The following is a 19,345-nucleotide window of genomic DNA, read 5'->3' on the forward strand; positions in this document are numbered from 1 at the left end:
AGGTTAGTTAAGGATTGCAGGTAACCGCTCGGCGGCCATTATAAATGATATACCAAATATAGCGGATGAAAGGAAGAAATTCCAGTCCCATCGCTTAATTTTTACCATCATGATAAGGATAAATGAAAGTATGAGCACACCGAAAACAATTAGTATCTGCCCAAATTCCAATCCAAGGTTAAAGGCAAATAACTCAACAACGATGTTGGTCGTTTTGCCAAGCAGACTTTTTAAGTAATTAGAGAAGCCCATGCCATGTATTAATCCAAAGATGAGCGCTAATGTATATTTTAGTCTTATAGCCTTAGGCTTGGGTTTTTTATTGAAGATGTTGGCTAATGCAGTTATCATAATTGTAACCGGAATTAAAAATTCTATAAGTGCGGTGTTTACATGCAAAACATTTAACACACTTAGGGCTAAAGTTATGCTGTGGCCAACGGTAAATGCGGTAACCAAAATTAGTACTCTTTTCCAATCGGAGACGGTATATATACCACAAAGAGCAAGTAAGAAAAGTATATGATCGTAGCCTTTCCAGTCTAAAATATGGTGCCAGCCAAGATCAAAATAGAGATTGAAATCTTGCATTATAGTTTAAAGTTGTAATTTTGAATACAGAATAGCAAGAAATATTCTGTTTTATATCTACCTATACAAAATGTTACAACTTATTTTATTTTTTTGGTTAAATATTTTTCATCCGTTTTACGTTAGCGTCACCGAGATAGATCATAATCAAAAAACAAAAACTGTGCAGGTAAGTGTGCGTGTATTTTTTGATGATTTTGAAAGTGCTTTGGATAAACGTTATAAAACAAATATCAACATTTTGAAGCCTAAAGATCGTAAACTGGTGGACAGGCTCATTTCCGATTACATTAAAAGCCACCTGCAGATTAAGGCTAATAATAAATCGCTTATCCTAAAATACCAGGGATATCAAATTGAAGAGGATGCCACATGGTGCTATTTTGAAAGCGAAAAAATAGAAAGCATACAAAAACTAGATATTCAAAACGACATACTGTTTGAACAGCATGATTCGCAGATCAATATGATTCATGTTACAGTTAATGGAAAGCGAAAAAGTACGAAACTTGATAACCCGGAAAAGTCAGTAGCTTTTTCTTATTAATGCCGAATAAAAAAGGAGGATTTAAAATGGAGGGTACTGAAAGCGTGGGTCGAAAATAAGTGAGATAAATAAAGGTATGGAATAATTGAATTTGACATCCTTAGATTTGGCTGTAGAAAATTTTAGTTAGGAAAGCAGCTTACAACTTAAAGAAAATGGGGCAGTTCACGATTTGTGCACTGCCCCATTTTTGTAAAGGACTTTTTCGGTACCCTCTTTTTTAAGTCTTTATATCGTTTACTGGTATTGAATGTAAACCGGAACAGGTTTCAGTTTCATCAATTCCTCAGGAGTCATTAAGCGCTTAGGGGCTTTTTTCAAATCATTTTTGTAGAACAATTTGAAACCGGTAAACTGAACAGGCTCAGAGAAAATAAAGTGACGGTAAGTCCCTTTTTTAAGTTCTGGCTCACCCCATCCATCCATATGCATTACAATTTGAACTTCCGGACGAAGTTTTATATTTTGAGAATTGGTAACCATCTTTTTTGTAAAACGGTGAACCACGAATACTTTTGGAGGCAAATTGTATTTCTTTACAAGATTAGTTAGGTACTGAGAAACATAGTTGATATCAGCAGCGTCATAAGTTCCGATTCTCTTACCTGGCAGCGAACCATCTTTCATAGAAAACTCAGGGTCTATGCCTAAATGCACAAATGGCAATTGTAAGTATTTTTCTATATGCGGCAACTCAGCCTTAATGTTGCTAAGTGCTACCTGTAAATCTAAAAATACGATAGTATTAGGACGCATTTTAGCAATACTCAATACCGAGTCAATCTGTGAGTTGGCCATACGGTTAATGTATTTCCCATCTCTGCCTGGAGTACCACTTGCTACAGCAGCAATGTAATGTAAACCTTGTTGCACTGGGGTACTAGGATCAACTTTTTCCCAATGTTTAACTTCAGCATCCAATCTTTTCCACATCTCCTTTGGAGCATATTCTCCTAGGGCACCCATTTTTTTAGAGTGCAAATTTCCATAATAAACAACAATGCGTTTAAATGGGAGTATAGCACCTGCAAGTGGGTAGGGTTGTTTTTTAACCGGCCATTTACCTGTAGTATCCCCATTGGCTAACTTTGCCATAATTGCATCATACTTTGCAGTGTCAATCGGTCCCCGCAAATCTTCTTTTGTTTCGGTTGCTGTCGAATCTCCAGGAGCATCTTTTGTTTGGCCATTGGCCTTTTTAACGTCCGAGGTGCAGCTTATAAATACACCGATTGAAGCCATTCCGACTAAAAGCATCCCTGCTAGATGAGATAATTTCATTTTTTATACTTGTTTTTTATGGTAAGATAAGATGTAAATGTCAGTTCCTAGCCGACAATAAAATTTTTTACAAGTATACCACTATACACAGTAATAAAAAAGCTGGTTATCAGGGTTAATTGAAATTTTTCTATTTATTATTTGTAATTAGTCTAAATAAGTTCTTATACTTGTGACGTTATTTAAAATTATTCTAAATAGATCGTTTAATGAGAATTGGGTTACTATTAATGGCTGTATTTTTTATCGTTTCAACAACACATGCACAAGATAAAGGTGCGGGTAGGAAATTGGAAAGCGACACGGCAGCTAATTCTCTAAAGGAAGTTGTAGTTACGGGCGAATATCAACCTCAATCATTAAAAAATTCAGTTTACAGAACGCGTATCATTAATTCAGAGCGTATTCGCTTGCGTGCTGCCACAAACATTCAGCAAGTATTAAATACAGAGTTAGGCTTCAGGTTTTCTAATGACATGGCGCTAGGTACAAGCGATGTGATGTTAATGGGCATGTCGGGCAGAAACGTTAAGATCCTTTTAGATGGTGTGCCTATGATAGACAGGGGAGACACCAGAGAAAGTTTAAATCAAATAGACATCAACTCCATTGAGCGCATAGAGATAGCAGAAGGACCACTTTCGGTTTCTTATGGTACCGACGCACTGGCAGGTGTAATTAATATCATTACAAAAAGAGCAGTTAAAGAAACATTAAGCCTCAATGCTAGGGTGCAAGAAGAAACAGTAGGAGATGAATATTCCGCGCTCAGAAAAAAAGGTTCGCACTTGCAACACGTAGGTGCAAGTTGGCAAAATAAGGGATGGAGTGCTCTTGGCGGTGTAACACATAACGATTTTAATGGTTTTAACAGTGCACCTGCTTTGGCAACTGCAGCACAGATCGCTGCTGATATTAATAGGTGGAAACCTAAAGAACAATGGTTGGGAAATGGCCGTCTGGGTTATAATAGCGATAAATTAAATGTATGGTACCGAATAGATTATGCTGATGAGGCTATTTTAAGCAAGGGCGGCTATAACCCAAACATTTTTAAATCTGTTAATCAAAAATACATCACCAACAGGTACACCCAGCAAATACAGGGCGACTATAAGCTAACTGATAAATTACAGCTTAGCGGAATACTTGGTTATGCCAACTTAAAGCGTGCTACCAGAAGTGTGTTGCACGACTATTCTACAGGAAAGGAAGAATTGTCTACCGGTGCCGGCGAGCAGGATGTCTCTAAATTCCAATCCACATCGGTTCGTGCAACAACTCAGTATAGATTATCCGATCAGTGGTCTTTTCAACCTGGTATAGAGATTAATCTGGATGGTTCAAGTGGGGCAAGAATTAAGGGAGATCCTTCTATTAATGATTATGCTTTCTTTATATCTTCTGAGTGGAAGGTTACAAATGGGATAACCATAAGACCAGGTGCCCGCTTTATAAAAAACTCAGTTTACGACGCCCCTCCGGTAATCCCATCGCTTAATACAAAATTCAGCTTAAATAAAGATCTTGATTTGCGCCTGGGTTATGCAAGTGGTTTCCGCTCGCCTGCCTTACGCGAACTGTACTACGATTTCTTTGATGCCAGCCATTCTATTTTAGGAAACGAAAACCTTAAAGCAGAAAAGTCACATAGTTTTACCGGATCGCTGACTTTTACCAGGTCACATAATGAAAATACTGATTTCCGCTCCGTTGTGAGTGGCTTTTATAATACTTTCAGAAACAGAATAGATTTTGGTCTTTCTGCTGCTGACCCTACAATTACCACCCTTATAAATGTCTCTCGCTATAAAACAATTGGAGGGACTTTTGAAAACACCTTAACGCGTAATGATTTTCAGGTTTCGCTGGGGCTTTCCTATATCGGTATTAATAACCGGTTTGTAGCCGATGCTCCGAAGCCTGGTGAATCTGATGAATTTGCGTGGACTCCTGAGGTGAACAGCAACATCACTTACACCTTTTCCACAATTGGCACAACTGTAAATCTGGCGTATAAGTTTTCGGGAAGGAGACCTTTTTATCAACTAAGTACGGTTAGTGGAATTGATCAGGTTAGTCTTGAAAAAACAGGTTCTTACAGCACTGCCGACCTGATGATCAATAAAAAAATATTTAAATCTCTTAATCTGAATGCAGGAGTTAAAAATTTGTTCGATGTAACTACCATTAGCAGCACGTCGGTTGCAACTGGTTCGGCACACTCAACGGGTGGCCCTGTTCCATTGAATTATGGACGCTCATATGTAGTAGGGTTAAGTTTTAACTGGAACAAGAATTAGATTATTAACTATTATAACACGTATAAAATCATGAACAGAATTACTAAACTCGTTGCCCTATTGTGTTTTGCTACAGTCTTTACTTCTTGCAGTAAAGATGATGATCCAATAGTGGAGGTTCCGGTATCGGATGGGACAACATTAACCCTAAATGGAATAGCTGGTGCCGAAGCAGGTAGTAGCGCTGCAAACAGCGTTTATGTAGATTTAAGTGGGGCCCAACAAACAGCAGTGTTTCGTAACAGCTGGGCTTTAGGTTTTTATTCTGGTAATGATTTTAAAGTTGTTCTGAATGGAACTTCCGGGGCATCTGCAAAGAAATTAGATAAGACAGATTTAAATGCCGTAACTGAAGCAGATTTTAACCTGTCTGATTTAACAATTGCGCTTGGTGAGACAGGAGCTAAGGCTGAAATTGAATTCAAGAAATTTGATGATCCTAGAGAAACCAGCATCCTTAATAAAACAGCAATTGAAACCATCTCGGCAACAGACTCGGAAAATAAGGTATACATTGTTAGTCCGGTTGGGGGTAGTCATAGCTCAGTAATAAGCGCAGAGACTGTTTACAAAGTAAGGGTTCTTCGTAAGGCCAACGGATATACCTTGCAATATGCGAAGCTAAAGGAAACTACTTTTAAATCTGTCGATATTGGTAAGGATGCAAATTCTAATTATAGCTTTTTCTCTCTTACTGATGGGAAAACCGCAGATGTAGAGCCTGTAAAAGCCAACTGGGACCTGGTATGGACCTGGACCATGTATTATGGTGCAAATGCGGATGGTATTTTTCCATATAGCTTTTCTGATATCGTTTTTAGCAATAGTCTTAATGGTGTTCAGGTCGCTCAAGTTAAAACCTCGGTAGTAAGTTACGCTGATTTTTCTGAGTCAAACCTTAATGCTTTAACCTTCAGTGCAAACAGAGATGCAATTGGCGATAAATGGAGAAATACAACCGGTACCGCAGTAGGCGTAAAAACTGATTCGTTTTACATTGTAAAAGATGGTGCCGGGAACATATATAAATTGAAATTTAACAGTTTTCATGCAAGCGACGGTGGGGTGCGCGGCAAGCCTGTAGTAGAATATAAACTCGTTAAAAAAGGATAAAAGTTTGGTTTAGTTTGGTTAGATGAGGATGCTTTCGGCCCCCCGAAAGCTCCTCTTTTTAAACATTTATTATGAAAAAAATAGTATTGCTGATCGTAGCTGCTGCCATGTTTAGTGCATGCAGAAACACTGCGGAAAATAACACAGGCAGGCAATTGCCTGATAGTGTGAAAATTGTTTCGTTAAATGGAACTGTAAGTGAAATAGTTGCCGGACTGGGTTTGGAAAAAAACATTGTAGCAACGGATATAACAAGCAGTTACCCTGAAAGCTTAAAAAGCAAGCCTAAAGTAGGTCACAGTAGTAAGATCAATGTTGAGGGCGTTTTGTCGCTTCAACCTAATATCGTTGTTGCCATTGACAAAGAAGTATCTCCCCAGCTTGCCGCTCAGTTTAAAACCGCGGGCATTAAATTATTATTGTTTAAGCAAGAATTCTCAATAGATGGGGCTAAGAACTTAATCCGCTCTGTTGGCGATAGCTTATTGCAGCAGGCCAAGGCAGATTCCTTAATTAAGGTATTTGATACAGAAGTAGCCTCTGCTCAGAAACAAATAACCAATACAAAAAAAGCTAAAGTACTGTTTATTTATGCCCGCGGTACCGGAACAATGATGGTTGGCGGCTTAGGTACACAAGTAGATAAAGTGATTGAATTAGCCGGAGCACAAAATGCGGTAACTGGATTTTCCGAGTATAAGCCTTTAACCTCCGAAGCACTTGTTAAAGCCAACCCCGATGTCATCTTGTTGTTTGATGATGGCTTGCAAAGTGTAGGCGGTGCGCAAGGTTTGGAAACAGTTCAGGGTATAGCGCAAACAAATGCAGGTAAAAACAAGAAGTTCATCACTATGGATGGGGCTTTGCTAACCGGTTTTGGTTTGCGTTTAGGCAAGGCAATAACAGAACTGTCTGGTAAAATCAACGACGCGGTTAAATAGAGAAAATAGGGGTGATTAAAAAAACAGGATATATTATTGTACTGCTTGCGGTAGTTCTGGTGGTAACCATGGTGGTTTCTTCTTGCATTGGTGCCGTGGAGATCAGTTTTTCTGAACTGTTGTCTATCATAAGTTACCATACAAGATTATCCGATCATCAGTATTTTACTTCGCAACAGGAATCTGTGTTTTTTAATCTTCGTTTGCCAAGAGTATTGCTGGGTAGTCTTATTGGCGCTGCATTGGGCGTTTCAGGAGCTGCTATTCAGGGTTTGTTTCGCAATCCCCTTGCAGAACCTGGTTTAATAGGAATATCATCGGGTGCCACATTGTTTGCGGTAATTATGATCGTGCTTGAGGTTAATATCTTTAAAAACCTTACAGGCACATTAAGCTTTTACGCCTTATCCATTGCCGCATTTATCGGTGCTGGTATCACTACAATGATTGTTTATCGCATAGCGATGAAGAATGGTAAAACGGTTATCACAACTTTATTACTGGCCGGATTGGCAATTAATGCATTGGCAAATTCGTTTATTGGATTAATGACGTACATGGCTACCGATGCACAATTAAGAAACATTACTTTTTGGAACCTTGGGAGTTTAGGCGGTGCTAGCTGGCAAACTGTGAGTGCTTTGTTACCCTTTGTTTTAATACCTATTATTACGCTTCCTTTCTTTGCCAAATCTTTAAATGCATTGGCCCTTGGAGAGCCCCAGGCTTTGCATATGGGTGTAAATGTTAAAGTAGTTAAACGGATGATCATTATCCTGGCCACCATGGCTGTGGGTGCTTCTGTTGCTATGGCTGGAATTATTGGATTTATCGGTTTAATTATTCCACATATAATAAGGATGACATTTACTGCTGATCATAGACTGGTAATTCCGGGATCAGCATTGCTTGGTGGGGCTTTATTAACCGGGGCCGATCTTATTGCAAGAACAATAGTTGCTCCGGCGGAACTTCCAATAGGCATATTAACTGCAATGATTGGCGTGCCCGTGTTTATATATATTATTATCTCTGAGAAAAATAAAAACAACCTATAGATGATCCGAGTAGAAGAACTTACCTATAAAGTAGGAAACAGAAAACTGGTAGATGGGTTGAGCTTTGAGGCTCACTCCGGCGAAATGCTGGCTATTTTAGGTGCTAATGGTGCCGGTAAAAGTACTTTAATGAAATTGCTTTGCAGAGAGATAAGGCCATCGGCAGGTAAGGTTTTTATTAAGGGAAAAGAGCTGATGAATTACAGGCTCGAAGACCTGGCAAAGTCAAGAGCTGTGCTTTCTCAGCACAATACGATTTCAGTTTCTTTTGTTGTTGATGAACTGGTAATGATGGGAAGGTATCCACATTTTGATCAGAAACCAGCTGCCAACGATTTTTCGGTGGTAAGAAGAGTGATGCAGGACACAGGAATAAGTCATTTGTCAGGCCGCGATTACAATACGCTTTCAGGTGGTGAACAGCAAAGGGTTCAATTGGCGAGGGTTATTGCACAGGTTTACGACAGCCCGAATGCTTGTTTGTTATTGGATGAGCCTACAAACGGTCTTGATATTCAGTTTCAGCAGCAGATCATGGTGTTGGCACGTAAACTGGCCGACAGAGGGTATTGCGTGATCTGTATTTTGCATGATATCAACTATGCTTCTCGCTTTGCAGATAGAATATTGATGCTGAAAAATGGTAAAAAAGTAGCCGAAGGGATGCCTATTGAAGTGATCAATTGTGATAATATTCATGAGACTTTTAGTATTAAAGTAAAGCTAATGGCGTGCGAAGATTATAATTGTCCGCTGGTTATACCAGCTACTAGTGTAAGCTAAAAAAGGTGTATCATGAATACACCTCAATTTAAATAGAACGAATTAATTAAAACAGGATAAAATGGAAAAGATATTAGATTTAAAAAGCCAGTGGGAAGCATTTAAAACAGAAAACCCAAAAGTCCGTATCAGAGATGCAGCAAGACAACTTGGTACCAGCGAAGCTGAATTAATTGCAACAACCGTAAATTCAACAGCTATCCGTTTGCAGGACCAGTTCCAGGAAATATTAAAAGAAGTTGAGAGCTTAGGTTATGTAATGGCTTTAACACGCAATGACTTTTGTGTTCATGAACGTAAAGGAATCTATAAGAAAGTATCTTTTAAAGGAATGATGGGGTTGGCAGTAAATCCTGATATCGATTTGAGGTTGTTTATGAGCGCTTGGAAATCGGTATTTGCTGTTAATGAGAATGACCGTAAAAGTCTCCAGTTTTTTGGCAAGGATGGAGGGGCGATACACAAAATCTACTTAACCGATACGAGCAATGTTGACGCTTATGATGTATTGGTTGAAAAATACACTGCCGGAGATCAGCATGCTGCCCTGGAAATAATTACCGAGAAAGTTGCCGTAGTAGAAAAACCAGATCAGGAAGTTGATGTTGAAACATTTAAAAAGGAATGGCTGGCGCTTAAGGATACACACGATTTTCATGGTTTATTAAGAACTCATGGCTTAAGTCGTACACAGGGTTTGCGTTTAGCACCTGAAGGCCTTGCTACACAAATTACAACCGATTCTTTGAAAGCAATTTTAACCAGAGCATCAGAAACTGATCTGGAAATAATGGTTTTTACCTCAAATGCAGGCTGTATCCAGATTCATACTGGCCTTGTAAAGAAACTTGTTCAAACAGGTCCGTGGTTTAACGTCCTTGACCCTGAATTTAACATGCACCTTCGTGAAGATGGAGTTGCCAACGTATGGTTAGTTAAAAAGCCAACAGATGATGGTATTGTAACCAGTATCGAAGTGTTTGATAAAGAAGGAAACATCATTGTTCAGTTTTTTGGAAAACGGAAACCTGGTATTCCTGAAAATGAGAATTGGAGAGTGATCGCAAATGAATTAGCTGTAATTGCATAAACAGCAAAAGAAACTTAAGCAGTAAGGTGTTACTGGGTTTAAGTGTGTTTAAAGGCGTCGGTTTAGGTCCCGACGCCTTGTTTGTTTTTAATACTTATTTGAAAGTATTGAACTTACCAAAAACTCCTAATGGTAATTTAATACCCGAAGTTGCCTGCAAATACAATTCTCCTGTTTCAAGGTTTTTTACCTGAGGGAACGAAGTTTTAATCAGATTCTCTACAATAACAGAAGAAAAACCTAAAGAGTAAGTGTTTAAAATCAAAAAGTGTTCTTGCTCATCAAGCAACTGAACAACATCCTGCATCATCTCCTGAATATGGTCTTCCAGTTTCCATTTCTCGCCATTTGGGCCATGGCCAAAAGCAGGAGGGTCTAAGATAATTCCGTTATATTTTTTACCGCGTTTAAGCTCTCTTTTTACAAACTTTAAGGCGTCTTCAACTACCCATCGCACATCTTTAAGCTTGGAAAGTTCCTGGTTTTCATTAGCCCAGTTTACCACTTGTTTAATAGAATCAACGTGAGTAGTGTCTGCTCCGGCAGCTTTCGCAATTAACGATGCAGCACCGGTATAAGCAAATAAGTTTAATACTTTAGGACTTGGCGTTTTAAATTTCTTTATTGATGAAGAGATATAGTCCCAGTTTACAGCCTGTTCAGGGAAAACGCCAACATGTTTAAATGAGGTTAATCCTAAGCGGAGGTTAATACTTACATCATCATTTTTGTACTCAACATTCCAGCGATCTGGTAAATGAGCAGAGTTTTTAACCCATTCTCCGGAAGTAGCAGAGCGACCTTTAAATTTGATATGTGTTTGTTTCTTCCAGTCCTGTTCAGACAGGGTCTTTTTCCATACCGCTTGGGGCTCAGGTCTGGATAGTACCAGGTTACCAAAACGTTCTAATTTTTCAAAATCACCACAATCAATCAGCTCATAATCTTTCCAATGCGTGGGTGTTAGCAGGCTTATCATAATTATATATTAAAACTTTCCTTTTGCTGCCTTCATAAACCGGCTTGCAAAAACGAAATCATTTAGTTCTTGAATTTCAGTATGGGCAATTTCTTTATTAGAGCCTTCCCAGAATTTCTTGCCTTCGTGCAAGAAAAGAATATAGTCGCCAATACCCATTACAGAGTTCATATCATGAGTCACAACTATGGTTGTAGTGTTGTATTCTTCAGTAAGTTCTTTAATCAGCTCATCAATTACAATCGAAGTTTTAGGATCAAGCCCAGAGTTGGGCTCATCAACAAACAAATACTTTGGGTTCATGGCAATAGCGCGGGCAATACCCACACGTTTTTTCATACCACCGGAAAGCTCCGCAGGATAAAGTTTGTTTTTCCCTTCAAGGTTTACCCGTTCCAAACAGAAATTTACACGCTCCAGCTTTTCTTTACGATCCTGATCGGTAAACATATTTAAGGGGAACATGATGTTCTCTTCAACAGTCATCGAATCAAATAGCGCTGAACCTTGAAACAGCATACCTATCTCTTTTCTGATTTCTATCTTTTCTTCAAAGTTCATGGAAGTAAACTCACGACCATCGTATTCTACAATTCCCTCTTCAGGATGGTGCAGGCCAATCATACATTTAAGTAGTGTGGTTTTACCTGAACCGGAGCCTCCAATGATCAGGTTGGTTACACCAGCTTCAAACTTACCGGAAATTCCCTGTAGTACTTTGTTGCTGCCAAATGATTTGTGTATGTCCTTAATCTCGATCATAATAATAACTGGGTTACAATGTAATCACATGCCAATATGGTAATACAGCTAACAACAACAGCTCTTGTACTTGCCTGGGCTACCTCAAGTGCACCGCCTTTTACATAAAAACCTTCGTATGCAGGAACCGAAGTGATGATAAAACCAAATACGAAAGCCTTTACAAGGGCAACAACAATGGTATAAGGATTAAAATCAGTAGTGATGCCCTGAATGTATTCGGCAGGAGAAACAGCACCAGATAAAGTGCCGCCAATGTATCCACCGGTAATGCTTAGGAACATAGACATAATTACCAATAAAGGAACCATGGTAATTCCAGCAATGATTTTTGGCAGGATAAGATAACCGGGAGAGTTGATTCCCATAATCTCAAGTGCATCAATCTGCTCGCTAACACGCATTGTACCAATTTCAGAGGAAATTGCAGATCCAATTTTACCAGCTAAAACAATAGCGGTAATGGTAGGACTAAGCTCAAGAATACTTGAATCTCTATTTACAGAACCAATAATGGTTTTAGGAATAAAGTCACTAACTAGCTGGAAAGCAATCTGTAATGTCATTACTGCTCCTATGAAAGTAGAAATAATGGCAATCAGCCCTAGAGAACCTACCCCTACAAAATCCATTTGTTTAAAGATGGCCTTCAAGTATATTTTAAACTTTTCGGGCTTTCTAAATACCGCTTTCAATAAAAGTAGGTACCTGCCAAAATTGGTGAAATTCATTCAATGAAAAATTAGCTATAGTATTTATGCAATATTATTACAAAGAAACAATAAAAAGTTGAAATCGTTGTAATCCCTTTTTCTAACCAATCTTTGGCTATTAATGTTTTGCCGTGCGGTGCTTTTTTGTATTATTGTGTTAAATAAAGATGTTTAAATAATGAATGCAATTATTACCGGCGCTACTAAGGGCATTGGAAAGGCCATCGCAATAAAACTTGCTGAGAGCGGATATGATTTAGCAGTGTGTGCAAGAAATAAGACTGAACTGGATAGTTTTGCAGAAGAGTTAAAGCATACAGGGGTTAAGATATTTACTTATCAGGCAGATTGTAGCATTAAAGAAGATGTATATGCATTTTGTAATGCCGTAAAAAACGAAATGCCCAAGGTTGATGTTTTAGTGAATAATGCGGGCATGTTTTTACAGGGATCTATACTTGATGAGACTGATGATCAGCTTGAAAAGCAAATAAATCTGAACCTTAATGCAGCTTACTACCTGTCAAAGTTTTTTGGTAAAATGATGCGCACACAGCAATCAGGCCACATTTTTAACATATGTTCAGTAGCTAGTAAACAAAATGCAGAAAATGCAGGTAGCTATAGTGTAACTAAAGCAGCATTGCTAAGTCTTAATAGTGTATTTAGGGAGGAATTATCAAAATACAACGTTAAGGTAACAGCTGTATTGCCAGGTTCAACACTAACATCATCGTGGGAGGGAACAGAGATCCCGGCTGATCGTTTTGTACAACCAGAAGATATTGCGAATACCATATACACCATTTTAAATTTAAGCAGTGGCGTAAATGTTGATGAGATAACTATAAAGCCGATACAGTTTTAAAATATAGGAGGAAATATATTATGGACAAGAGATTATTTAGAAATGAGCATGAGAAAGTAATTGCAGGTGTATCATCTGGAGTTGCGGAGTACATGGAGGTGGATGTGACGATAATCAGATTATTGTTCGTACTCTCAACCATCTTTTTAGTTGGAACAGGGATTTTGGTGTATATCATCATGTGGATTGTAGTACCTGTAAATAACGACCCGACAAAAAGATTTTCAAAATTTAATGAGTTTTATAAAGGGCCACAAAATAACCCTTTTAACTCACCAAATGCATTTTCGCAGCCGTATCAAAATCCGGAAACATCAAATCCATCGCAATCGCAAGCATGGACTTCATCTACAGTAAGTGATGCAGGTTTTACAACTGAGCCGAAACAACCTGAATTTAAGCCCTATCAGAAAAGTGATACGGGACGAACCGTAGGGGGATTGTTTTTGCTGGTTATAGGTCTGTATTTTCTGATGAACGAGTTTAATATCATCCCTTTCTGGTTTAGTATAGGCAAGTTATGGCCACTGGTATTTGTTGCAATAGGAGTAAGCTTTATTCTTAAATCTAAAAGAAAGGATGCCTGGGAAGAGTGGAAGAAACAAAATCCTCAGGAAGGACAAACAACTGATCCTGTAAACCCTGCGCCTACACCAACAGATATACCGGGGAATTCAAATACTGGCGAAAGTAATATAGACGATAGATTCACCAAAAAAGATATATAAGATGAAACTGGATAGAATAATGTGGGGTATAGTACTGCTTTTTATAGGTGGGGTACTCCTTTTAGAAAATTTTCATATAATTGATTTTTACTGGCGCAATGTTTGGCGTTTCTGGCCAATATTTTTAATCATCGCAGGTGTAAATATTCTTTTTAACAGGAATAAATCACAGATAGGTGGAATAGTATCTATCGCGATTCTTGTTGTAACCTTAGGCGTATTGTTTTACAAAGGTCAGCAAGCCCCTGAGAGTAAAAGATGGGCCGATATAAACATTGAGGACAGTGTAGATTTTGATAACAACGACACTGAACACCTAAGTTTCTCTCATCCTTTTATCGATTCTGTCTCTACTAAAACTGTTTTGAATGTTTCCGGCGGCGGAACATCTTTCGACCTGAAAGGACCTACAGATAGTTTAATTACTGCAGATGTACAAAAAAGAGGAGGAACCTTTTCATTACAAACAGAAAACACTGATAGTATCACTACAGTGAATTTTAAAATGAAAGGCAATTCAAAATGGAACATGGGTGATGGTGGGAACGACGTTAAAATGAAATTAAACGTTAAGCCTACCTGGGAAATCCACATGAATATGGGGGCCGGGGAAGTGAATTTTGATCTTTCACAATACAAAGTGCGCGCTTTCAACTTTGATGGTGGTGCCGCTGCACTTGATATTAGGATCGGAGATTTGCTGCCTATTACAGATGTAAATGTAAAAACAGGCGTAGCAGATGTTAAAATTAAGATTCCATCAAATTCAGGGTGCAGGATTAAAACCAAAACCGGACTTTCATCAAAAGATTTTACAGGTTTTACCAAATTAGAAGATGGCACCTACGAAACACCGAATTATAAAGCGTCAGCTAAAAAGATATTTATCAATTTAGATGGAGGATTGAGTAGCTTTGAGGTAAATCGTTATTAATCGATTTGTCGCGCTTAAATTGCGACAAGCTAACTCTTAGAATGGAAAGTAAGAATGAAATTGAATATACCGTTGTCATAAACGGAAAGCCTGAAGGCCCATATCAATTAGAACAATTAAAGTCACTAAATATCCTTCCCGGAACTTTTATCAGGAAGCCTGGGATGGACGATTATAAAGAAGCTCACGAGTTATCAGAACTGCGTGAGCTTCTTGGTTTTACCTTTCAGAAAACAGCTCCACAATACTTTGCTTCCTTTGATCAGCGTTTGCTGGCCTCTGTTATAGACTATTTTTTCTTAACACTGGCGTATGTACTGCTGGTATTAATCAGTTTCATCTTTGTGGAAGAAAAGACACAGCGGATAATGGTCTCGCTGGCAGGATTGCCCCTCATTTCTATTGCGAAATTTATTTATAGCAGCGTTGCCGAAGCGTCTGATAAACAGGCTACCATTGGTAAGCGGTTAATTAATATTAAAGTTACCGATCTGGGCGGAAACAGAATCAGTTTAAATAATGCCTATGGCCGAAATGCCGCTAAAATATTGTCTGTAGCTCCTTTCTTTTTGGGCTACTTATATAGCTTTCTGAATAAAAAGCAACAGTGCTTTCATGATGTGGTTGCCGATACACTGGTTATAAAAGACAGGTTGATCTGACATACAGTTATAAACATAATCTTTATCTTTGTAGCACATTAGCAAGTCATGGAAAAAGTATTTGATCAGAGCGCGTTACAGAAAGAGTTAAAAGGCGGGTATTGTAACAGTCTAACCCAATATTCAAGGTTTCTAACCAGAGAGGTTAGCATCGGGGATATTCCTATGGGGGGATTAAATCCAATCCGTATCCAATCTATGACCACCACTGATACCATGGATACCCTGGGTACAGTTGAGCAAACCATTCGAATGGTGAACGCTGGTTGCGAATATGTTCGTATTACTGCTCCAAGTATGAAGGAAGCAGAAAACCTTGCTAACATTAAAAAAGAATTAAGATTCAGAGGGTACGATGTGCCATTGGTTGCCGATATCCACTTTACGCCAAATGCTGCTGAAGCTGCGGCTCGCATTGTAGAAAAAGTGAGGGTAAATCCGGGTAATTACGCAGATAAGAAGCGCTTCGAAAATATTGAATATACGCAGCAAGCCTATCAGGCCGAGCTCGAGCGCATATATAAGAAATTTACACCGCTGGTAAAGATCTGTAAAGAATACGGAACAGCAATGCGAATTGGTACTAACCATGGATCGCTGTCGGATCGTATCATGAGCCATTACGGCGATACCCCAAGGGGTATGGTTGAATCGGCAATGGAGTTTATCCGCATGTGTGAGGATCAGAATTATTACAATCTGGTTATCTCTATGAAAGCCAGCAATACACAGATCATGGTTCAGGCATATCGTTTACTGGTAGAGACCATGGTAAAAGAAGGTATGAACTATCCTTTACACCTGGGGGTAACTGAGGCCGGCGATGGAGAAGATGGCCGTATTAAATCGGCAGTTGGTATTGGAACATTACTTGAAGACGGATTGGGAGATACCATTAGGGTTTCTTTAACCGAGGATCCTGAATTTGAGGCTCCTGTTGCAAAAGCATTGGCTTTAAGATATGAAATTAGGGCACTGTTAAATAATGAAATTGCGGGGCAACAACCAGAACGCATTACTGTAAAAGATCTGCCTTATAATCCTTATGAATACAATCGCAGGCATACGCAACCAGTACAACATATTGGCGATCATCATCACCCTGTAGTGGTCATAGATGCATCTAAAGAAAACTTAAAAGACCCTTATTTTTTAACAGCAGTCGGCTATAAATATAGTGCAGGTCTGGATAAATACAACATCGCTGATCAGGCTACTGATATGGTGTATCTTGGAGATGCATTGCCTTCATTCTCTTTTCCGGGTAACTTAAAGCAGATTTATAATTATCAAACCTGGTTAAATTTAAAGGATAAGAACAATTGCCATCCCTTACTTTCTTTTGAAGAATACATTGCTGCCGATATTAAAGACGAATATTTAAATCTTGTTAGTATAAAAGCAGAAGAGGGTGCTGGTAAAGACCTTTCTAAATTGCAGTCAAATGTTGTTGTAGTATTAGAAACTAATGCTGCACATGGCATGGCTATGCAAAGGGAGTTTTTTGTATCCTTAATGAAGCATAATTCGCAAATACCGGTTATTGTAAAAAGAGCATATGCTGGTATTGGTGCGGATGATCTGATGCTATATGCGGCTACTGATCTTGGTGCTTTGTTTACTGATGGACTTGGCGACGGCATATGGATCAGTGCTGATGAAACCACAGGCTTATCATTAATTAATGCCACAAGTTTTGGTATTTTACAGGCAACACGTACCCGCATTTCTAAAACAGAATACATCTCTTGCCCAAGCTGTGGACGAACACTTTTTGATCTTCAGGAAACTACCCAATTGATCCGTTCACGTACCGATCACCTTAAAGGAATCAAAATTGGTATCATGGGTTGCATTGTAAATGGTCCTGGTGAAATGGCTGATGCCGATTATGGATATGTGGGAACCGGCCCTGATAAAATAACGCTCTATCGCGGTAAAGAAGTGGTCAAGAAAAATGTAAATGCCGCCCGTGCCCTTGATGATCTGATTGAACTGATCAGAGAAGACGGGAACTGGATAGAGGTAAATCAAAACTAAAAGTCACTTTATTTTCCAGCAGGTCAATGTTCAGTTTACTGTCGTTGGCTTTTATGTATTCCCTGATCAGCGTTAGGCCCAAACCTATACCTTTCTCATTTTCCGTTCCGTAGGTTGCACCTCCCGCTTTTGGATTTCGAATATCTTCGACGTCAAATTGCTCTGGATTATTGATGGTATTCCACACGCAGATCTCTACCATATTACCATGGTTTTTTAGTGTGATTCCAATTTCATTGCCAGAAGGAGTAAACTTTATCGCATTGTCAATCAAATTCCGTAGAATGAGCTGTACATGGTCTTCATCTGCATACGCTGAAAAAGATTCCGATAAATTGATGTCTGTCAAAATTCCTTTCTTATGGATCAGCGGCAGATAAACCAAAAGCAATTTTTCTATAAAAGGTTTCAGATCAAATGTAGTGGGTACACTATTTACCACTTCCATTTGTCGTCTTGCCCAATACAAAAGGTTATTTAAAGAGCTGTTGATCGTTTCAATGTGCTTTTGATTCTCCGTTAACAGCATTTTATAATCTTCGAGGGTTAGCATGTCCATGTCTTTAAGCGCAAAGATGCCTGTCAGACTGTTAAAAGGGCTTCTAAGGTCATGTGCAATGATAGAGAATAGCTTGTTTTTTACCGAATTGGAAAGCTCCAGTTCCGATATCGTGTCGCTGAGTTTCAATGTACGCTCCTTAACAATGTGTTCCAAACGCAGGTTCTGATTGTTTACGAGCATTAGGTTCTCATCTCGTGTATGTTGTTCCTGCTTAATTACTACATTATAACGATATCCCATTGCAAATGATAATAGTAGTAGCTCAATTGCCGAACCTATCGGCAAAAGATCAAAAGTATAATCTGTAAAAGGAAGAATTTTTGCCAGGGTTAAAATAACAATCAGAATGGCAAGGGCTATGAAGCTCCAGGCCAGAATGTAATATTTAGCTGGGGTATGACCTCTTCTGTAAGCAATAAACCCTGAAATCCATAAAATGATTGGAGAAACTGACATCATTATTTGCGTATAGTTAGCCGCTATTCCCTTGTATCCAAAAATGCTGACAAAAAACAGGATAACACAGAAGAAAATAAGTATCAGGTAAATCTTTAAAAACTTTGGTGCGGTTACGCGGAGATTGAGAAAGCGGCTGCAAAATAAAATCCCAAAAATAACTGTTACTGCCAGAAACGCATGCGGATAAAGGTTGATGATCTTCCTTATTTCAGGATTAAGAATATAAGAATATCCCCTCAAATACAAAGAAACGTAAATGAACAGGCCAGGAACATACAGGCAGTAATACAGGTATAATTTGTCTCTCATGTTCATGTATAAGAAAATATTATACACAAATAAAGAAAGAAGAACACCCATAAAAACAATCTCCAGGTAGTCTCTGAAAGTAGGGCCTGAAACTAAGGTATCGGAGGTAGCCATTTTTAAGGGTAGTGGTAAATAGTTATCTGTTTTGACTCTTATAAAAATGTGCTGTACATCAGTTTGGTTGCTGTTTTGAGGTAGACTGAAGGTATAACGATTCTCTGATTTCACCTTGGTGCTCGAAGGTATTAAAAAGCCTGACTTGAAGTGAACCCAGGTTCCATCAGCCTTATCTGCGTAGCAATCAATGTGCTCAATATTTGGCATGTCTACAACTAGATAAGCCTTGCCCGTGCTTTGATTAACGTAGTTAATTTTAATCCAAAATGCAGATTTTGTATTTCCGAGATTAAGTACGCTTGATTCACTGGATTTAAATTTTCCGGCCTTTTCAAAAGTTTTAACTTCATTCATCGCTAATGATGCAGCCTTATCTTCAAAATAAGTTACCTGTTTACCTATATTGCTGTAGGGCGTATTGTCGTTCAGATAAATCACCTGGGCGACGGCCTGAATTTTAGCAAAAAGTATAAGGGCAATTAAAATAAGAAAACGGCGCATAGAG

18 protein-coding genes are annotated in these 19,345 nt (G+C 38.7%); 12 read left to right on the forward strand and 6 right to left on the reverse strand.

Features of this window, described 5'->3' with window-relative positions; genetic code table 11:
• Positions 1–3: 3 nt before the first annotated feature.
• Positions 4–591, reverse strand: coding sequence for a HupE/UreJ family protein (locus AC6CH7_RS00865; RefSeq protein WP_498260873.1), 588 nt, complete (start codon positions 589–591; stop codon positions 4–6).
• Positions 592–661: 70 nt separating this feature from the next.
• On the opposite strand from AC6CH7_RS00865, the gene AC6CH7_RS00870 reads away from it, so the two are divergent.
• On the forward strand, positions 662–1,138 hold the full coding sequence (locus AC6CH7_RS00870; protein WP_498260874.1) for a DUF6702 family protein: 477 nt from the start codon (positions 662–664) through the stop codon (positions 1,136–1,138).
• A 237-nt stretch (positions 1,139–1,375) separates the two neighbouring features.
• Here the strand turns inward: AC6CH7_RS00870 and AC6CH7_RS00875 are convergent, their stop codons facing one another.
• Entirely contained in the window at positions 1,376–2,419 is a 1,044-nt protein-coding gene (locus AC6CH7_RS00875) for a hypothetical protein (protein WP_498260875.1), read from the reverse strand.
• 209 nt (positions 2,420–2,628) lie between these two features.
• Here AC6CH7_RS00875 and AC6CH7_RS00880 point away from each other — a divergent pair, with 209 nt between their 5' ends.
• From AC6CH7_RS00880 to AC6CH7_RS00905, 6 genes are all read left to right on the forward strand, one after another.
• Positions 2,629–4,722 carry a TonB-dependent receptor plug domain-containing protein gene (locus AC6CH7_RS00880; protein WP_498260876.1) on the forward strand — a complete coding sequence of 698 codons (2,094 nt, stop codon included), beginning with the start codon at positions 2,629–2,631 and terminating at the stop codon, positions 4,720–4,722.
• Positions 4,723–4,752: 30 nt separating this feature from the next.
• On the forward strand, positions 4,753–5,835 hold the full coding sequence (locus tag AC6CH7_RS00885) for an HmuY family protein (protein ID WP_498260877.1): 1,083 nt from the start codon (positions 4,753–4,755) through the stop codon (positions 5,833–5,835).
• 71 nt (positions 5,836–5,906) lie between these two features.
• Positions 5,907–6,776 carry a heme/hemin ABC transporter substrate-binding protein gene (locus tag AC6CH7_RS00890; protein WP_498260878.1) on the forward strand — a complete coding sequence of 290 codons (870 nt, stop codon included), beginning with the start codon at positions 5,907–5,909 and terminating at the stop codon, positions 6,774–6,776.
• Positions 6,777–6,787: 11 nt separating this feature from the next.
• On the forward strand, positions 6,788–7,834 hold the full coding sequence (locus AC6CH7_RS00895; RefSeq protein ID WP_498260879.1) for a FecCD family ABC transporter permease: 1,047 nt from the start codon (positions 6,788–6,790) through the stop codon (positions 7,832–7,834).
• A complete protein-coding gene (locus tag AC6CH7_RS00900; protein ID WP_498260880.1) occupies positions 7,835–8,617 on the forward strand; it encodes a heme ABC transporter ATP-binding protein in 783 nt (260 codons plus the stop codon). It begins immediately after the preceding gene.
• Between the two features lie 61 nt (positions 8,618–8,678).
• Positions 8,679–9,707 (forward strand): hemin-degrading factor, encoded by a 1,029-nt coding sequence (locus AC6CH7_RS00905; RefSeq protein ID WP_498260881.1) that lies wholly within the window; start codon positions 8,679–8,681, stop codon positions 9,705–9,707.
• Between the two features lie 94 nt (positions 9,708–9,801).
• Here the strand turns inward: AC6CH7_RS00905 and AC6CH7_RS00910 are convergent, their stop codons facing one another.
• Genes AC6CH7_RS00910 through AC6CH7_RS00920 form a run of 3 tightly spaced genes read right to left on the reverse strand, consistent with a single transcriptional unit; the run spans position 9,802 to position 12,179 of the window.
• Positions 9,802–10,686, reverse strand: coding sequence for an RsmD family RNA methyltransferase (locus tag AC6CH7_RS00910; RefSeq protein WP_498260882.1), 885 nt, complete (start codon positions 10,684–10,686; stop codon positions 9,802–9,804).
• A gap of 9 nt (positions 10,687–10,695) precedes the next feature.
• Positions 10,696–11,448, reverse strand: coding sequence for an ABC transporter ATP-binding protein (locus AC6CH7_RS00915; RefSeq protein ID WP_498260883.1), 753 nt, complete (start codon positions 11,446–11,448; stop codon positions 10,696–10,698).
• Positions 11,445–12,179, reverse strand: coding sequence for an MlaE family ABC transporter permease (locus AC6CH7_RS00920; RefSeq protein WP_172661004.1), 735 nt, complete (start codon positions 12,177–12,179; stop codon positions 11,445–11,447). The genes AC6CH7_RS00915 and AC6CH7_RS00920 overlap by 4 nt, the downstream gene beginning before the upstream one ends.
• 160 nt (positions 12,180–12,339) lie before the next feature.
• On the opposite strand from AC6CH7_RS00920, the gene AC6CH7_RS00925 reads away from it, so the two are divergent.
• The 5 genes from AC6CH7_RS00925 to ispG are packed head-to-tail and all read left to right on the forward strand — an operon-like array spanning position 12,340 to position 17,393.
• Positions 12,340–13,029 (forward strand): SDR family oxidoreductase, encoded by a 690-nt coding sequence (locus tag AC6CH7_RS00925; protein WP_498260884.1) that lies wholly within the window; start codon positions 12,340–12,342, stop codon positions 13,027–13,029.
• A 20-nt stretch (positions 13,030–13,049) separates the two neighbouring features.
• A complete protein-coding gene (locus AC6CH7_RS00930) occupies positions 13,050–13,757 on the forward strand; it encodes a PspC domain-containing protein (protein WP_172661002.1) in 708 nt (235 codons plus the stop codon).
• 1 nt (position 13,758) lies between these two features.
• A complete protein-coding gene (locus tag AC6CH7_RS00935; RefSeq protein ID WP_498260885.1) occupies positions 13,759–14,691 on the forward strand; it encodes a toast rack family protein in 933 nt (310 codons plus the stop codon).
• Between the two features lie 41 nt (positions 14,692–14,732).
• Entirely contained in the window at positions 14,733–15,353 is a 621-nt protein-coding gene (locus AC6CH7_RS00940) for an RDD family protein (protein WP_498260886.1), read from the forward strand.
• 48 nt (positions 15,354–15,401) lie between these two features.
• Positions 15,402–17,393, forward strand: a complete 1,992-nt coding sequence (gene ispG / locus AC6CH7_RS00945) for a (E)-4-hydroxy-3-methylbut-2-enyl-diphosphate synthase (protein ID WP_498260887.1) — start codon at positions 15,402–15,404, stop codon at positions 17,391–17,393.
• On the opposite strand, the gene AC6CH7_RS00950 is transcribed toward ispG, so the two are convergent.
• Positions 17,353–19,341, reverse strand: coding sequence for a sensor histidine kinase (locus tag AC6CH7_RS00950; protein ID WP_498260888.1), 1,989 nt, complete (start codon positions 19,339–19,341; stop codon positions 17,353–17,355). The genes ispG and AC6CH7_RS00950 overlap by 41 nt on opposite strands.
• Between the last annotated feature and the right edge of the window lie 4 nt (positions 19,342–19,345).

The organism is Pedobacter sp. GQ55 (genome assembly GCF_059758925.1).

Excerpts from the sequence above, each read along its gene's own strand:
- AC6CH7_RS00865 (WP_498260873.1), bottom strand. The coding sequence starts at position 591 with ATGCAAGATTTCAATCTCTATTTTGATCTTGGCTGGCACCATATTTTA.
- AC6CH7_RS00870 (WP_498260874.1), top strand. The coding sequence starts at position 662 with ATGTTACAACTTATTTTATTTTTTTGGTTAAATATTTTTCATCCGTTT.
- AC6CH7_RS00875 (WP_498260875.1), bottom strand. The coding sequence starts at position 2,419 with ATGAAATTATCTCATCTAGCAGGGATGCTTTTAGTCGGAATGGCTTCA.
- AC6CH7_RS00880 (WP_498260876.1), top strand. The coding sequence starts at position 2,629 with ATGAGAATTGGGTTACTATTAATGGCTGTATTTTTTATCGTTTCAACA.
- AC6CH7_RS00885 (WP_498260877.1), top strand. The coding sequence starts at position 4,753 with ATGAACAGAATTACTAAACTCGTTGCCCTATTGTGTTTTGCTACAGTC.
- AC6CH7_RS00890 (WP_498260878.1), top strand. The coding sequence starts at position 5,907 with ATGAAAAAAATAGTATTGCTGATCGTAGCTGCTGCCATGTTTAGTGCA.
- AC6CH7_RS00900 (WP_498260880.1), top strand. The coding sequence starts at position 7,835 with ATGATCCGAGTAGAAGAACTTACCTATAAAGTAGGAAACAGAAAACTG.
- AC6CH7_RS00905 (WP_498260881.1), top strand. The coding sequence starts at position 8,679 with ATGGAAAAGATATTAGATTTAAAAAGCCAGTGGGAAGCATTTAAAACA.
- AC6CH7_RS00910 (WP_498260882.1), bottom strand. The coding sequence starts at position 10,686 with ATGATAAGCCTGCTAACACCCACGCATTGGAAAGATTATGAGCTGATT.
- AC6CH7_RS00915 (WP_498260883.1), bottom strand. The coding sequence starts at position 11,448 with ATGATCGAGATTAAGGACATACACAAATCATTTGGCAGCAACAAAGTA.
- AC6CH7_RS00920 (WP_172661004.1), bottom strand. The coding sequence starts at position 12,179 with ATGAATTTCACCAATTTTGGCAGGTACCTACTTTTATTGAAAGCGGTA.
- AC6CH7_RS00925 (WP_498260884.1), top strand. The coding sequence starts at position 12,340 with ATGAATGCAATTATTACCGGCGCTACTAAGGGCATTGGAAAGGCCATC.
- AC6CH7_RS00930 (WP_172661002.1), top strand. The coding sequence starts at position 13,050 with ATGGACAAGAGATTATTTAGAAATGAGCATGAGAAAGTAATTGCAGGT.
- AC6CH7_RS00935 (WP_498260885.1), top strand. The coding sequence starts at position 13,759 with ATGAAACTGGATAGAATAATGTGGGGTATAGTACTGCTTTTTATAGGT.
- AC6CH7_RS00940 (WP_498260886.1), top strand. The coding sequence starts at position 14,733 with ATGGAAAGTAAGAATGAAATTGAATATACCGTTGTCATAAACGGAAAG.
- ispG (WP_498260887.1), top strand. The coding sequence starts at position 15,402 with ATGGAAAAAGTATTTGATCAGAGCGCGTTACAGAAAGAGTTAAAAGGC.
- AC6CH7_RS00950 (WP_498260888.1), bottom strand. The coding sequence starts at position 19,341 with ATGCGCCGTTTTCTTATTTTAATTGCCCTTATACTTTTTGCTAAAATT.